The 15,491-nt window shown below is 58.0% G+C and carries 10 protein-coding genes; 5 read left to right on the top strand and 5 right to left on the bottom strand.

Annotation, left to right across the window (positions count from 1 at the left end; translation table 11 throughout):
* The 4 genes from EYC79_RS16610 to EYC79_RS16595 form a co-directional block, all read right to left on the bottom strand.
* Nucleotides 1–1,071 (bottom strand): ABC transporter ATP-binding protein, encoded by a 1,071-nt coding sequence (locus EYC79_RS16610; RefSeq protein WP_130978680.1) that lies wholly within the window; start codon nucleotides 1,069–1,071, stop codon nucleotides 1–3.
* Between the two features lie 12 nt (nucleotides 1,072–1,083).
* Entirely contained in the window at nucleotides 1,084–2,166 is a 1,083-nt protein-coding gene (locus tag EYC79_RS16605) for an ABC transporter ATP-binding protein (protein ID WP_130978679.1), read from the bottom strand.
* A gap of 87 nt (nucleotides 2,167–2,253) precedes the next feature.
* Nucleotides 2,254–3,762: a glycerol-3-phosphate dehydrogenase gene (glpD, locus tag EYC79_RS16600; protein ID WP_130978678.1), complete on the bottom strand. Its 1,509-nt coding sequence runs from the start codon at nucleotides 3,760–3,762 to the stop codon at nucleotides 2,254–2,256.
* Nucleotides 3,763–3,845: 83 nt separating this feature from the next.
* Nucleotides 3,846–4,643 (bottom strand): DeoR/GlpR family DNA-binding transcription regulator, encoded by a 798-nt coding sequence (locus tag EYC79_RS16595; protein WP_130978677.1) that lies wholly within the window; start codon nucleotides 4,641–4,643, stop codon nucleotides 3,846–3,848.
* A 379-nt stretch (nucleotides 4,644–5,022) separates the two neighbouring features.
* Here EYC79_RS16595 and EYC79_RS16590 point away from each other — a divergent pair, with 379 nt between their 5' ends.
* The 5 genes from EYC79_RS16590 (at nucleotide 5,023) to EYC79_RS16570 (ending at nucleotide 10,869) form a co-directional block, all read left to right on the top strand.
* The gene (locus tag EYC79_RS16590) at nucleotides 5,023–6,621 is read left to right on the top strand and encodes a peptide ABC transporter substrate-binding protein (protein ID WP_130978676.1); all 1,599 of its coding nucleotides are present in this window, start codon (nucleotides 5,023–5,025) and stop codon (nucleotides 6,619–6,621) included.
* Nucleotides 6,622–6,681: 60 nt separating this feature from the next.
* Nucleotides 6,682–7,605 (top strand): oligopeptide ABC transporter permease OppB, encoded by a 924-nt coding sequence (gene oppB / locus EYC79_RS16585; protein WP_062424177.1) that lies wholly within the window; start codon nucleotides 6,682–6,684, stop codon nucleotides 7,603–7,605.
* Nucleotides 7,598–8,728: an ABC transporter permease gene (locus EYC79_RS16580; RefSeq protein ID WP_130978675.1), complete on the top strand. Its 1,131-nt coding sequence runs from the start codon at nucleotides 7,598–7,600 to the stop codon at nucleotides 8,726–8,728. Before oppB ends, EYC79_RS16580 begins: the two co-directional genes overlap by 8 nt.
* Before the next feature lies 1 nt (nucleotide 8,729).
* Nucleotides 8,730–10,337 carry an ABC transporter ATP-binding protein gene (locus tag EYC79_RS16575; RefSeq protein WP_130978674.1) on the top strand — a complete coding sequence of 536 codons (1,608 nt, stop codon included), beginning with the start codon at nucleotides 8,730–8,732 and terminating at the stop codon, nucleotides 10,335–10,337.
* A 184-nt stretch (nucleotides 10,338–10,521) separates the two neighbouring features.
* Entirely contained in the window at nucleotides 10,522–10,869 is a 348-nt protein-coding gene (locus EYC79_RS16570; protein WP_062441615.1) for a hypothetical protein, read from the top strand.
* Between the two features lie 756 nt (nucleotides 10,870–11,625).
* Here EYC79_RS16570 and EYC79_RS16565 read toward each other — a convergent pair.
* Nucleotides 11,626–15,429 (bottom strand): vitamin B12-dependent ribonucleotide reductase, encoded by a 3,804-nt coding sequence (locus tag EYC79_RS16565; RefSeq protein WP_130978673.1) that lies wholly within the window; start codon nucleotides 15,427–15,429, stop codon nucleotides 11,626–11,628.
* Nucleotides 15,430–15,491: the final 62 nt, after the last annotated feature.

Below are 15,491 nucleotides of genomic sequence, written 5' to 3'. Positions count from 1 at the left end.
TCAGGCTCCTGTTCCCACGCGCCAGCTATCGGCATAGATGCCGATGGCCCTCGGATCGAAGGTCACGCGCGGGTCTGCTGGGATTTCACCGTCCTCCGGGACTACGATCGTCAGCGGCTGGCCGGCAAAGCTGGAACGCACCACCTTCTGGCGGCCAAGGTCCTCGACCTTGGTGATTGAGACCGGCATGCCGTCGCGGCCAAGCGAGATGAATTCAGGCCTGATGCCTAGTTCCGTCTTGGCACCCACATTGACGTCTGGAGCGGAAGACAATGCAATCGTCTGGTCACTAATCCTAGCCTGCGCGCCGTTCAGAGAAACAGGCAGCACATTCATGCCGGGCGAGCCAATGAAGTAACCGACGAAGGTGTGGCTGGGGCGCTCAAACAATTCCGCTGGCGTGCCTATCTGGACGATCTGGCCATCATACATGACGACGACCTTGTCGGCGAAGGTCAATGCTTCGGTCTGATCGTGCGTGACATAGACCATGGTGAAGCCGAACTGGCGGTGCAGGCGTTTCAACTGTGAACGAAGCACCCACTTCATATGGGGATCAATGACCGTCAGCGGTTCATCGAAGAGAATGGCGTTGACGTCGTTGCGCACCAGACCGCGACCGAGCGAGATCTTTTGTTTCTGGTCTGCGGTCAGGCGGCGAGCGCGGCGCTTGGCCATGGCGCCAAGATCGATCATCTCCAGGATTTCGTTGACGCGGCGATCGACGTCGGGCTCGGAAACACCGCGGTTTCGCAACGGAAAGGCAAGATTGTCGTAAACCGTCATCGTGTCGTAGATCACCGGAAACTGGAACACCTGGGCGATGTTGCGCTGTTCGGTCGGCAAATTCGTCACATCCTTGCCATTGAACAGAATGCGGCCGTCGGACGGATGGATGAGGCCGGAAATGATGTTGAGCAGGGTGGTCTTGCCGCAGCCGGAAGGACCGAGCAGCGCATAGGCGCCCCCATCGCTCCAGTCGTGGTGCACCTCCTTCAAAGCGTAGTCGTTGGCCGCTTTTGCTTTGGCGTTATATGCGTGGCGGATATGGTCGAGACTGATACGTGCCATGTCTCTATCTCCTCACGCGGCAGCGAGTTTTGGGGTTGCAAGGGAGCGGCCATTCACGTCGAAGGCCATGAGATGGCGGGTGTCGAGATAGATGTCGATCTGGCGGTCCGGCTCGATGTCGAGAATGCCACGGGTCAGCATGACCCAGCGATGGCCGGCAAAGTCGAGATGGATGAAACTTTCAGAGCCGGCGATTTCCGAGACCAGCGTTTTTGCCTGAAGCTTGGCTGCAGCAGCATTGGTTGGGTCAGGGTAAAGGTGATGCGGATGAAACGCCGCTGTTATCGGACCGTCGGGAATGCCGGCAAGGTGAGAAGGAACGGCGAAAGCCGGTTGGCCGTTTTGCAGGAAGGAACCGCCTGATTTGACCAGTTCGACGATGTTTAATGGCGGATCGGCAAAGGTTCTGGCAGAGACAAGATCGACCGGATTGCGATACATGTCGATGGTCGGACCGTATTGGGTGATCTGACCCTGGTTCATCGTCGCAGTGTTGCCGCCCAGAAGAAGTGCCTCCGAGGGCTCCGTCGTCGCGTAGACGAAAATCGCGCCGGACGAAGCGAATATCTTTGGCAGTTCCTCACGCAGTTCTTCACGCAGCTTGTAATCGAGGTTGGCAAGCGGCTCATCCAGGAGAACGAGACTGGCATTCTTGACGATGGCGCGCGCAAGTGCGGTGCGCTGCTGCTGGCCGCCGGAGAGATTGAGCGGCGTCCGCTCCAGATAGGGCGTCAATTTCAACAGGTCGGCCGCTTTTCGAACCTCGCGGTCGATCGTCGCACTATCCTTTTTTGCAATCCGCATCGGGGAGGCGATGTTTTCGTAAACGGAAAGCGAGGGATAATTGATGAACTGCTGGTAGACCATGGCAACGCTGCGATCCTGCACGCGTTTGCCGGTGACGTCGGTGCCATCAAAGACCAGCGAGCCCTCGGTCGGTTTGTCGAGGCCTGCCATCAGTCGCATCAGCGACGTCTTGCCAGACAAGGTCGGTCCAAGCAGGACATTCAGCGTGCCCCGCTTGAGTGTCAGATTGGTGGGGTAGATGTGATAATCCCCGCCCACCATCTTCGCGATGTTGCGCAATTCAAGCATTCTGTCCCGCGGCCTCCTCCACCGGCAAGATGTCTGCAATCAATACGTCTTATGCTGCGCCGTCGCGGCGCGTCCAAATCAGTCGTCTCAGGCAGCCTTTGTCGTCATGTAGTCGTTGAGCGCTGCAACTTCCTCCCGGGAAAAATGCAGGCCCTGCTTCGTTCTACGCCAGAGCACGTCCTCGCTGGTTCTGGCCCATTCCTGTTCCATCAGCCAGGTAACTTCGCGCTCGTAAAGATCCCCGCCGAAATGCCTGCCCAGTGCCTCCACACCGGTTGCATCTCCCAGGAAGACGGCAGCTTTCGTTCCGTAAAGGCGGACCAGCCGACGGGCATGGCGATCCGAAAGAAAACCGTAGCGGGCCTTCAGTTTGGCCACTTCAGCTTCGTAGCCGGTCGGTGCAAAATCGCCGCCGGGCAACGAACTCTTCGCGGTCCAGGGCGAACCCTTGGTGCCGATCGCTTCGTTGATCTTTTCCAGCGCATGTTCGGCAAGACGACGATAGGTTGTGAGCTTGCCACCAAAAACGTTGAGCAGTGGTGGCTCGCCGGTGTTCTGTTCAAGCTTCAACACGTAATCGCGTGTTGCTTCCTGGGCCTTGGATGCCCCGTCATCATAGAGCGGGCGAACGGCGGAATAGGTCCAGACGATATCGTCCTTCGTCACGGGCTCGGCGAAATACTCGCTGGCCGCCTTGCAGAGATAATCCGTTTCCTCTTCGCTGATCCTCACCTGCGACGGGTCGCCGTCATAGTCCCGGTCGGTGGTGCCGATCAGGGTGAAATCGGTTTCGTAAGGGATGGCAAAGATGATGCGGTTGTCGGGGTTCTGGAAGAAATAGGCGCGGGGGTCGTCAAATTTCTTCTTCACGACGATATGGCTGCCCTGAACGAGGCGCACATTATGAACCTGGTTCTTGCCCGCCGCGTTGGACAATACCTGATCCACCCACGGACCGGCCGCATTGACCAGCATCCGCGCCTTCACGGTTTTCACGTCGCCGCTTTCGATGTTCTGGACGTTGATGGTCCAAAGCCCGTTTTCGCGCCGGACCGAAGTTACCTTCGAGCGGTTCATGATGTCCGCGCCGCGGTCTGCCGCGTCGCGTGCGTTCAGCACCACGAGACGCGCGTCATCCACCCAGCCGTCGGAATATTCGAAGGCCTTGGTGAAGAGCGGCTTCAACGGCTTGCCAGCCGGATCGCGGCGCATGTCGAGAGACTTGGTGGCAGGCAGCAATTTGCGACCGCCGAGGTGATCGTAGAGGAAGAGACCGAGCCGGATCAGCCAAGCGGGGCGAATGCCACCCTTGTGGAAGGGCAGAACGAAGCGCATCGGCCAGATGATATGGGGCGCCATCGCCCACAGAACTTCGCGTTCCATCAAGGCTTCACGCACGAGACGGAACTCATAATGTTCGAGATAGCGCAGGCCGCCATGGATCAGCTTGGTGGCGCCGGAGGACGTGCCGGAAGCAAAGTCCTTCATCTCGGCCAGCGTGACGGAATAACCCCGGCCAGCCGCATCACGCGCGATGCCGCAGCCATTGATACCGCCGCCGATCACGAAGATGTCGCGAACCGCCTCTTGAGCCACCTGTCACCACTCCCTGCTGTCTTGCGCCTTAAAGGCGAAGCATTTTTTGTTAAAGGGAAAATAAAAGGAACTGAAAGCGAATGTCAAACGAAACTATCGTCTATGATGTCTGTCTCTCGTGGGGTTGTTTCGATCAGCTCGACTCCCGCTTCCCGGCAGATGTCTCGTATCGACTCCGATGGGCAATGGTCTGTAATAAAGGTCTGAACCTGCGAGAGATGGCCGATACGGACGGGGGCTGTGCGGTCGAATTTGCTTGAGTCGCTGGCAAGGATCACATGGCGCGCATTGGCGATGATGGCCTGGGCTACCTTCACCTCCCGAAAGTCGTAGTCCAGTAGAGCGCCGTCCTGATCGATTGCGGAAACGCCGATCACCGCATAATCCACCTTGAACTGACGAATGAAGTCCACTGCCGCCTCGCCAACAATGCCGCCATCGGTTCCGCGCACGACGCCGCCGGCTATAATGACCTCGATGGAAGGGAAGATACGCAGCCGGTTTGCGACATTGATATTATTGGTGATGACCATCAGTTCCTGATGATCGAGCAGCGCATCGCCCACCGCCTCCGTCGTCGTGCCGATATTGATGAAGAGGGAGGACTTGTTGGGAATAATGTTCGCTGCCGCCTTGCCGATGGCCTGCTTTTCGCTCGCGGCAATCGAACGGCGCGCCTCGTAGCGCATATTTTCGGTGCCATTCGGGAAAATCGCGCCGCCGTGAATGCGATTCAGCGTTCTGTTTTCGCAGAGTTCGTTCAAGTCCTTGCGGATCGTCTGCGGCGTAACGGAAAAGCGTGCCGCGAGGTATTCGACCAGCACTCGTCCTTCGGACTTGGCAAGCTCTATGATCTCGGTTTGACGCGCGCTGAAAAACATTGAATGACCCCCTAAAATCTTTTCGTTTTGTTTCAGTTTAGCCAAAAACGAAAGCCGCTCAAGCGCCCTTCACTCTCTTCCCCATCAGCCTGTCGGCAGAGGATTCTCTAAAAGGTGGGCTCTATTTGCGCTTCCCCGTTCATCGTTTTCCACAGGCGGACGCCATATCTAGACGAAATTTGTCAGTCAGCTTGACCGATTACGACGTCGCGTATCCCGATATTTTTCCAAGATATTTTGCCTTGCCGCATTGTTGCGCATTCATAAGTATTGCCTGCTCAAAAGGCAGGCTTGAAGTGGCTGAAAATATTGGGGGTTGCGCGTCAAGCCAATTTGCCCTTGTTTTAGGCCTCTCAAACTGTCTGGGAGCATTAAAAAAATGATTTCGTTTAAAACGACAACGCGAGCCGCAATTCTTCTCGGCTCACTTCTGATTGGCGCCAGTTCCGCTCTTGCTGAAACCGTTCTGCATCGCGGTAATCCGGGGGAACCCCAAACTCTCGATCAGGCACAGACCTCGATCAATATCGAAGCCTTCATCCTGAAGGACCTCTATGAAGGTCTGACGATTTATGACTCCGCCGGCAAGATTGTGCCCGGCACAGCCGAAAGCTGGAAGCTGTCGGATGATGGCACCGTCTATACATTCAAGCTGCGCGACAATGCGAAGTGGTCGGATGGCTCTCCGGTTACCGCAGAGGACTTCGTGTTCTCCTATCAGCGCGTTCAGGACCCGAAGACGGCTGCCAAATACGCCAATATTCTTTATCCCATCAAAAATGCCGAAAAGATCAACAAGGGCGAGTTGTCGCTCGATCAGCTTGGTGTGAAGGCGGTGGACGACAAGACGCTCGAAATTACCCTTGAGCGCCCGACACCCTTCTTCCTAGAGCTTCTCGCGCACCAGACGGCACTGCCCGTCTCCAAGGCAAGCTTCGACAAGAACGGCAAGGACTTCGTCAAGCCGGGCGTCATGGTCTCGAACGGCGCCTATACGCTGCAGTCGCATGTTCCCAATGACAGCCTGACCGTGGTGAAGAACCCGAACTTCTGGGACGCTGCCAATACCAAGATCGACAAGGTGATCTTCTACCCGATCGACGACCAGGCAGCCTCGGTTCGTCGCTTCGAGGCGAAGGAAATGGATCTCGCCTACAACTTCTCCGCCGATCAGCTCGATCGCCTGCGCAAAGCCTATGGCGAGCAGGTCCATGTGTCGCCCACACTTGCAACCTACTACTACACTTTCGATACGCGCGAAGCGCCCTATAGCGACGTTCGCGTTCGTCGTGCGCTCTCCATGGCTGTCGATCGCGACTTCCTGGCGAAGGAAATCTATAGCGGATCGCAGGTTCCAGCCTATTCCATGGTGCCGCCCGGCATGGACTCCTACGGCGAGCCGGCCAAGGCCGATTTCGCAACCCTGTCCCAGCTCGATCGTGAAGACGAAGCCCTCAAGCTGATGAAGGAAGCCGGTTACGGTGGAGGTGGCAAGCCGCTCTCTATCGAAATCCGCTACAACACCAACCCGAACCACGAGCGCGTGGCAACCGCCATCGCCGATATGTGGAAGAACACGTTTGGTGCCAATGTGTCCCTGGTGAACCTCGACGTGGCGTCGCACTATGGCTACCTGCAGGAAGGCGGCAAGTACAATGTCGCGCGTGCCGGCTGGGTCGCCGACTACGCAGACGCGGAAAACTTCCTGGCACTCTCCATTTCCTCTAACAAGACCTTCAACTATGCGAAGTTCAACAACGCGGAATACGACGCGTTGATGAAGAAGTCTTACGAGGAGAAGGACCCGGCTGCCCGCTCCAATCTGCTGCATGAGGCTGAAACGATCCTGATGAAGGAACAGCCGGTGGCACCGCTTCTGACCCAGGCCGATCTCTGGCTCGTATCGGATCGCGTCAAGGGTTGGCACGACAACGCTGCCAATGAACACTTGAGCCGCTTTCTGAGCGTTTCCGAATAAGCAGCGCTGGCACGGCGGCTGAATAAGACCGCCGTGCCATGCCCCGGAGCCTGAAAAGCCATGATTTCATTTGTTCTGCGCCGTTTGGCGAGCGCGGTGCCGACGCTGTTTATCGTCGTCACCATTTCCTTTTTCCTGATGCGTTTTGCACCGGGCGGTCCGTTCAACCTTGAACGGCCCCTGCCGCCACAAACGATGGAAAACCTGATGAGGACTTATCATCTGGATGAACCATTGTGGCGTCAGTATCTGATTTATCTGCGCAATGCAGTGACAGGCGATTTTGGTCCGAGCTATATTTACAAGGATAACACCGTCGCGCAGCTGATCGGCAAAGGCCTGCCTTACTCGCTGGAGCTTGGCTGCTATGCGCTGCTTCTGGCGGTAATTGGTGGCGTCATTGCCGGTACCTTCGCGGCCCTTCGGCAAAACAGCGCCTTCGATTTCTCCATCATGTCGATTTCGACGGTGGGTGTGACGGTGCCGAACTTCGTTGTCGCACCTGTGCTCACGCTCGTCTTTGCTGTGTTCCTCGGCCTTCTGCCTGCCGGCAGCTGGGGCGACGGATCGCTGCGTTATCTCATCCTGCCAATGATTGCGCTTGCTTTGCCGCAGCTTGCGGTGATCGCGCGTCTGACGCGTGGTGCGATGATCGAAGCTCTGCGCATGGACCATATTCGCACCGCCAAGGCCTATGGCCTTCCGGCAAGAAGCGTGGTCGTCTTCCATGCCATGCGCGCTGCCATGCTGCCGGTCGTCTCCTATCTGGCACCTTGCGCTGCAGCACTTTTGACAGGTTCTGCCGTGATCGAAACGATCTTCACCATTCCAGGTGTGGGCCGTTACTTCGTGCTCGGCGCCATCAATCGCGATTACACGCTGGTCATGGGAACCGTGGTTCTCGTCGCCATCTTCGTCATCCTCTTCAATCTCGTGGTCGATATTCTCTACGGCCTTCTCGATCCGAGGGTCCGACATGACTGATCTTTCGACCAATCTTCCACCCCAAGCCGAGGTGCAGAGCCGAAGCCTGTTCCAGCTGGCAGCGATGCGCTTCCGCCGCAACAAAGCGGCGATGGCGGGCTCCGTCATGCTGGTGCTGATCACGCTCTTTTCCTTCATCGGTCCGCATTTCCTCACCCACACCTATGACCAGGTGTTCTCATCTTACGTCTCCGTGCCGCCGAGCCTGGAGCCACGTCCGGATGTGAACAATCTGCAAGACGTGATGGAAGGCGTTGCAGGCCGTGCCCGTGTCGATCTGAAGGAATTTGCCGTCAGCGGCCAGACCTTCACGGCAACGGTGACATCCAGCAGCGCCATCGATCCGCGCACGACACGCTATTTCGACCGTGCCAACGAGTTCGAAAACACCAAGGTCGTCGCGACCGAGGACGAGGGACGGACATTGAAGCTGGAAGGCGAGGTGAACCGGGAATACTTCTTCTTTGGCACCGATACCAACGGGCGTGATATGCTGGCCCGTGTCATGCTGGGCGGGCAGATTTCGATCGCGGTCGGGGTTCTGGCAAGCCTCGTGTCGCTCGGCATCGGCGTGGTCTATGGCGCGACGGCCGGCTATATCGGCGGACGCGTCGACAATGTGATGATGCGCTTTGTCGAAATCCTCTACTCGCTGCCCTTCGTCTTTCTCGTCGTCGTCCTCGTGGTGTTCTTCGGCCGAAGCTTCATCCTGATCTTTCTGGTGATCGGGGCGGTGGAGTGGCTGGATATGGCGCGTATCGTCCGAGGCCAGACGCTTGCGCTCAAGCGACGGGAATTTGTCGGTGCGGCACAGGCTTTGGGATTGAGCGACTGGCAGATCATCCGCCGTCACATCATCCCCAACACCATTGGCCCGGTCGTCGTCTTCGTGACCGTGGTGGTGCCGAAGGTCATCCTTCTGGAAAGCTTCCTTTCCTTCCTCGGCCTTGGCGTGCAGGCGCCGCTGACGAGTTGGGGTGCGCTGATTTCGGAAGGCGCCAACAACATGCAGTCAGCACCCTGGCTGTTGATCTTCCCGGCTCTGTTCTTCGTGCTGACCCTGTTCTCCCTCAACTTCGTGGGCGACGGGTTGCGTGACGCACTTGATCCAAAGGATCGCTGACATGACGACATCTGAAACCATATTGACGGTTCGCAATCTCAAGGTCGATTTCACCACGCCGGACGGCATGGTCAATGCCGTCAAGGGCATTGATCTTGATGTTCGCCAGGGTGAGACGCTTGCCGTGGTTGGTGAATCCGGCTCCGGCAAGAGCCAGACGATGATGGGCATCATGGGGCTTCTCGCCTCCAATGGCGTCATCAACGGCTCGGCGAAATATCGCGGACGCGAGTTGATCGGCCTTCCGGTCGATGAACTCAACACCATCCGCGGCGCGAAGATCACGATGATCTTCCAGGAGCCGATGACCTCGCTCGACCCACTCTACCGGATCGGCGCGCAGATCGCCGAGCCGATCCTGCATCACCGTGGCGGCAGCAAGAGCGAGGCGCGCGCCCGTGTTCTCGAACTTCTGAAGCTCGTCGGTATTCCCGATCCGGAGCGCCGCATCGACAGCTATCCGCATGAGCTTTCCGGCGGGCAGCGCCAGCGCGTCATGATTGCCATGGCGCTGGCAAACGAGCCGGACATCCTGATTGCGGACGAGCCGACGACAGCACTGGATGTCACGATCCAGGCGCAGATCCTCGATCTGTTGAAGTCGCTGCAGCAACGCTTCGGCATGGCTGTAGTGCTGATTACCCACGATCTTGGCGTGGTGCGCCACTTTGCCGACCGCGTCACGGTGATGCGGCGCGGCGAGGTGGTCGAGGCGGGCACGACGGAGGATATCTTCGAACGCCCGCAGGCGGACTACACCAAGATGCTGCTGGATGCCGAACCGAGCGGCCACAAGCCGCCAGTGGCAGACGGCACGCCAGTCGTGCTCTCCGGCCAGAATGTCACCGTCGATTACGACATTCCCGGCGGCTTCCTTTCCAAGGCAAGCGTGTTTCGAGCGGTCGACGGCGTGAATATCAATCTGCGCCAGGGCCAGACCATTGGCATCGTGGGGGAATCCGGTTCGGGCAAGTCGACGCTCGGCCGGGCGCTGCTCCGGCTCACCAATGCCAAGGGACGGATCACCTTTGAGAAGAGGGAGATCACGGGGCTGGATCGCAAAGCCATGCGGCCCCTGCGCCGGCGGTTGCAACTGGTGTTCCAGGACCCTTACGGTTCGCTCTCGCCGCGCCAGACGGTGGGCGAGATCATCACCGAAGGCCTCTTCGTCCACGAGCCGCAATTGAGCCGCGCGGAGCGTGACAAGCGCGCCATCGAAGCGCTGAAGGAGGTCGGGCTCGATCCTGCAGCCCGCAACCGCTATCCGCACGAATTCTCCGGCGGCCAGCGCCAGCGTATCGCGATTGCCAGAGCCATCATCCTGAAACCGGATGTGGTCATCCTCGACGAGCCGACCTCTGCTCTGGACCGCTCGGTGCAGGGCCAGGTGATCGATCTGCTGCGCGAATTGCAGAAGACGCATGGCCTCTCCTATATCTTCATCAGCCACGATCTCTCGGTGATCAAGGCGATCTCAGATTATGTGATCGTCATGAAGGATGGGAAAATCGTGGAGGAGGGAGAGACCGACGCAATCTTCAACGCGCCGTCTGCCGACTACACCAAGACGCTGATCAAATCGGCTTTCACGGCGGATGTCGCAGCCTGATGTGTTGATCCTCAAATACGCACTACCAATCTCTTATGCCCCGCTTCGGCGGGGCATTTTATTGTGATCTGCGTGCCGTCCCAAGATCATCGTGAAACAACCATGAAGGAACCAGTGAGACGTCTCGACGTTATAGCGCGGTGAACATTTATGTGTGCCGAAGTAATGGCACTGAGGAGGCAACATGCGGAAGATTATTCAAGTTGCGGGACTTGCTGTTACTATGGCAGTTTCAAGCGTCGCCGTGTCCGGCGTGGCACAGGCGCAGGATGTGGAGCTGCGGATCGGCCCCGATGGCGTCCGCCCGGTTATCCGCGATCGCGACCGCGACCGCCGCGACATGGACCGCCGTGGTCCGCCACGTATGGCGGGCTGCAGCGAACGCGAAGCCCGCGCCGCTGCACGAGCATCCGGCCTGCGCGATCCCGAGGTGGTCCGTATCACGCCACGCCGCGTGGTCGTCGAAGGCGACACCCGCCGCGGCCCCGACACCATCACCTTCGCCAACCAGCGCGGTTGCCCGGAGATTTGATTGTAGGTTTTCAGAAGGTGAGAAAGGTCCGCTTGGGCGGACCTTTTTCTTTGGGATATGGCCTGATTACGAGAGATTCAATTCCGGAAGTTTGGCGGCGTAAACAAGAGCTAGAAATCAAAAAGTGGCAACGAGCTTACGGCCACACCACAGACACTCTTCTCACAGTGCCGCCACTAACCTCAATCTCGACGGCACTCTCAAGATCTCTAGCTTCTTTAGTATAAACCACGATTATATTATCTTTTTCACGTATTATCTCACCTCGTAAGTAGATCAGATGGGTTTGCCCTCCAACTCCAGGCGGAATTATGTTTAGTATCCGTGAGGCTTGATCTTCATCGCCGAGGAAAAGCTCAATGTCTCTCTCGTCACGGATGCGCACAAACGAAGCGTCCAACGGAATTTCAACAACACAACTCCTCATGAGACTCCTTTAGCGACTCATCGTTTGTATTAGACGGCTGGGGGCATCAATTCGTAGCTTCACGACAAATACTGGTGCTTTTGCTTCCAGCTGAGTCTCGAATTTCAATAATGTTTGGTCTCATTGGCTTAAGAGCCTTTTGATATCGAGCTAGTGAAGCGTATTCGCTGCGAACTCACCGCTGCAACCGATTTTTTGTCGTCGCAGCTCCGTTGTTCTTGGCTCTACTGGAATAACTGATCTGTCTCCTTTAGAAAAAAAGCCCAAGGATGGTTTCCTCGGGCTTTTTTCGTTTTTACAACTAATCAGTCACGCCACTAAATCCTATTTTAGCTGCAACCGCTCGTCGCGCCACAAGTATCGCACTTCTCGCAAGTCCCATTCCGGACCATCGTGAAGTTCTGGCACTCGGAGCACATGTTGCCCGTATAACCTTGGGCAATCGAGCGCATGCGGCGTTCGTTTTCCACCTTCTTGGCGTCGGCCTTGGCAGAGGCTGCGTCGGCAGCGGCCTTGTCCGAGAAGAGGCCGGTGGCGCTCTGTTCGGTTTCGACCACTTCTTCTGCAATCTCTTCGGCCAGTTCGCGGGCGCGTTCCTCATAGTCACGCTTGAAGGCGACGACTTCCGATGTGGCGACTGAAACTGTTGCCTCCAGCTTGCGGGCTGCGTTGCCGGAAATCGCCGTCACGTTGGCCGAGGCGCGGGCAGGGGCTGCCGTTGCCGAGCCCTTGATTTCCGCCGAGCCGCGTTCGCTTCCATTGTTGGAGACGAGCGTTGGCTTGTAGCCGCGGGTCAGGCCCTTGGAGACGACATCTGCCTTGCCTTCGGACACGCCGCGACCAAGTGCGGTGTTGGAGAAGTCCGACGTATCGACATGCGCCAGATCGTGGCGACCGAGATAGGAGATGGCGAGTTCGCGGAACACGTAGTCGAGGATCGACGTGGCGTTCTTGATCGCGTCGTTGCCCGTGACCATGCCGGCAGGTTCGAACTTGGTGAAAGTGAAGGCGTCGACATATTCTTCCAGCGGCACGCCATATTGCAGGCCGAGCGACACGGAAATCGCGAAGTTGTTGATGAAGGCGCGCAGTGCCGAGCCTTCCTTGTTCATATCAAGGAAGATTTCGCCAAGACGGCCGTCGTCATATTCGCCGGTGCGAAGGAAGATGGTGTGACCACCGATCTTGGCCTTCTGGGTGTAGCCCTTGCGGCGGGTCGGCAGCTTTTCCTGGCTGCGAACGACGCGCTCGATGATGCGCTCGACGATCTTTTCGGTGATGGTGACGGCCTGGGCTGCCTGTGGCTGAGCCAGCAGCTCTTCCATGGCGTCCTCGTCGTCCTCATCTTCCACCAGCGAAGCGTTGAGCGGCTGGGAAAGCTTGGAGCCATCGCGGTAAAGCGCGTTTGCCTTCAGTGCCAGCTTCCAGGACAGCATGTAGGCTGCACCGCAATCTTCCACCGTGGCATCGTTCGGCATGTTGATTGTCTTGGAGATCGCGCCCGAGATGAAGGGCTGTGCCGCCGCCATCATGCGGATGTGGGACTCGACCGAGAGATAACGCTTGCCGATCTTGCCGCAGGGGTTGGCGCAATCGAAGACGGACAGATGCTCATCCTTCAGGAACGGCGCGCCTTCCAGCGTCATCGCACCGCAAACGTGAACATTTGCTGCTTCGATGTCCTTCTTCGAGAAGCCGAGATGCTCCAGAAGGTTGAAGCTGATGTCGGAAAGCTGCTCGTCGGAAACCTTCAGCGTGTCCTTCAGGAAGTCAGCGCTGAGCGTCCACTGGTTGAAGACGAACTTGATGTCGAAGGCGCTTTTCAGCGCGCCATTGACGGCTTCGATCTTCTCATCGGTGAAGCCCTTGGACTTCAGCGAGCCGGGGTTGATGCCAGGCGCCTGGTTCAGGTTGCCGTGGCCGACAGCGTAAGCTTCGATCTCTGCGATCTGGCTTTCGGAGTAGCCGAGCGAACGCAGCGATTCCGGAACCGCACGGTTGATGATCTTGAAGTAGCCGCCGCCAGCAAGCTTCTTGAACTTCACCAGCGCAAAATCAGGCTCGATACCGGTGGTGTCGCAATCCATGACGAGGCCGATCGTACCTGTCGGTGCGATAACGGTGGTCTGGGCGTTGCGGTAACCGTTCTGCTCGCCAAGTTCCAGCGCCTTGTCCCAGGCAGCAACGGCGTGCTTGATCAGCTCCTGATCGGTGCAATCGGCATGGATCAGTGGAACCGGGTTTACCGACAGGCCTTCGTAACCATAGGCAAGGCCCTGGGCCGCACGGCGGTGGTTGCGGATGACGCGCAGCATGTTGTCGCGGTTCGGCGCAAAGCCCGGGAAGGGGCCAAGCTCGCCTGCCATTTCAGCAGACGTGGCGTAGGACACACCGGTCATGATCGCGGTCAAGGCACCTGCAATCGCACGACCTTCATCGCTGTCATAAGGAATGCCCGACGACATCAGCAGGCCGCCGATATTGGCGTAGCCGAGGCCGAGCGTGCGGTACTCGTAGGAGCGTTCCGCAATCTGGCGCGATGGGAACTGCGCCATCATCACCGAGACTTCGAGAACGACGGTCCACAGGCGCACCGCATGTTCGTAATCGGCAATGTTGATCTTCTTGGTGGCCGCGTCCTTGAACTGGAGGAGGTTCAGCGAGGCAAGGTTGCAGGCCGTATCGTCCAGGAACATGTATTCCGAGCATGGGTTGGATGCGCGGATGGAACCAGCGGCTGGCGAGGTGTGCCAGTCGTTCATGGTGGTGTTGAAGTGCAGACCCGGATCGGCAGAGGCCCAGGCGGCATGCGAGATCTTCTCCCACAGGTCGCGTGCCTTCAGCGTCTTCATCACTCTGCCGTCGCGGCGAGCGGTGAGGTTCCAGTCGCCGTCGCTTTCGACAGCGCGCAGGAAGTCGTCCTTCAACGAAACAGAGTTGTTGGAGTTCTGGCCGGAGACCGTGAGGTAGGCTTCCGAATCCCAGTCCGTATCATAGGTCTTGAATTCGATATCCTTGTAGCCCTGCTGGGCGAACTGGATGACGCGCTTGATGTAGTTTTCCGGAACCTGATCCTTCTTGGCTGCGCGGATTTCGCGCTTGAGGGCAGGGTTCTTGGCAGGATCGAAGCAATCGCCGTTATCGCCTTCGCAGTTGAGGCAGGCCTTCATGATGGCCTTGAGATGCTTGGCGACGATCTTGGAACCGGTGACGAGGGCGGCAACCTTCTGCTCTTCGTTCACCTTCCAGTCGATATAGGCTTCGATATCGGGGTGATCGGCATCGACGACGACCATCTTGGCCGCACGACGGGTGGTGCCACCGGACTTGATGGCGCCGGCTGCACGGTCACCGATCTTGAGGAAGCTCATCAGGCCGGAGGACTTGCCGCCGCCGGAGAGCTTTTCGCCTTCGCCACGCAGATAGGAGAAGTTGGAACCGGTGCCGGAGCCGTATTTGAACAGACGTGCTTCACGAACCCAAAGGTCCATGATGCCGCCTTCGTTGACGAGGTCGTCTTCAACGGACTGGATGAAGCAGGCATGCGGCTGCGGATGCTCGTAAGCGGACTTGGACTTGGTCAGCTTGCCGGTGAAGGGGTCGACATAGAAGTGGCCCTGGCCCGGACCGTCGATGCCATAGGCCCAGTGCAGGCCAGTGTTGAACCACTGTGGCGAGTTCGGCGCGACGCGCTGGGTGGCGAGCATGTAGGCAAGCTCATCGCGGAAGGCGAGAGCATCTTCTTCGGACGAGAAGTACTTGCCCTTCCAGCCCCAATAGGCCCAGGTGCCGGCGAGGCGATCGAAAACCTGACGCGCGTCGATTTCCGAGCCATAACGCTCAGCTTCAGGCAGATCCTTCATGGCAGCCGTATCGGCAACGGAGCGCCACAGGAAGGACGGGACATCATTCTCTTCGACCTTCTTCAGAACCTTCGGAACGCCTGCCTTGCGGAAATACTTCTGCGCCAGAACGTCGGTCGCCACCTGGCTGAACTGCGCCGGCACATCAATATCCGCGAGACGGAACACGACGGAACCATCCGGATTCTTGATTTCACTGATTGCCTTGCGGAATTCGATTTCCGCGTAGGGCGACTGGCCGGGCTTCGTAAAGCGGCGTTCGATGCGCATCGTTGGTGTCCTTGTCCGTTGGCGCCTGATCGGGCGCAAAATATCGTTCCGGCGTCGCATGG

It is taken from the genome of Agrobacterium cavarae (assembly GCF_004310285.1).
GTDB classification, from domain to species: Bacteria; Pseudomonadota; Alphaproteobacteria; order Rhizobiales; family Rhizobiaceae; genus Agrobacterium; species Agrobacterium cavarae.
The sequence above is the reverse complement of the archived record's forward strand: the minus strand, read 5'-3'. Positions and strand labels throughout refer to the sequence as shown.

Bases quoted from the DNA above. Each gene is read 5' to 3' on its own strand.
- EYC79_RS16575 (WP_130978674.1), top strand. From the start codon at position 8,730: ATGACGACATCTGAAACCATATTGACGGTTCGCAATCTCAAGGTCGAT.
- EYC79_RS16580 (WP_130978675.1), top strand. From the start codon at position 7,598: ATGACTGATCTTTCGACCAATCTTCCACCCCAAGCCGAGGTGCAGAGC.
- EYC79_RS16605 (WP_130978679.1), bottom strand. From the start codon at position 2,166: ATGCTTGAATTGCGCAACATCGCGAAGATGGTGGGCGGGGATTATCAC.
- EYC79_RS16595 (WP_130978677.1), bottom strand. From the start codon at position 4,643: ATGTTTTTCAGCGCGCGTCAAACCGAGATCATAGAGCTTGCCAAGTCC.
- oppB (WP_062424177.1), top strand. From the start codon at position 6,682: ATGATTTCATTTGTTCTGCGCCGTTTGGCGAGCGCGGTGCCGACGCTG.
- EYC79_RS16610 (WP_130978680.1), bottom strand. From the start codon at position 1,071: ATGGCACGTATCAGTCTCGACCATATCCGCCACGCATATAACGCCAAA.
- EYC79_RS16565 (WP_130978673.1), bottom strand. From the start codon at position 15,429: ATGCGCATCGAACGCCGCTTTACGAAGCCCGGCCAGTCGCCCTACGCG.
- EYC79_RS16570 (WP_062441615.1), top strand. From the start codon at position 10,522: ATGCGGAAGATTATTCAAGTTGCGGGACTTGCTGTTACTATGGCAGTT.
- EYC79_RS16590 (WP_130978676.1), top strand. From the start codon at position 5,023: ATGATTTCGTTTAAAACGACAACGCGAGCCGCAATTCTTCTCGGCTCA.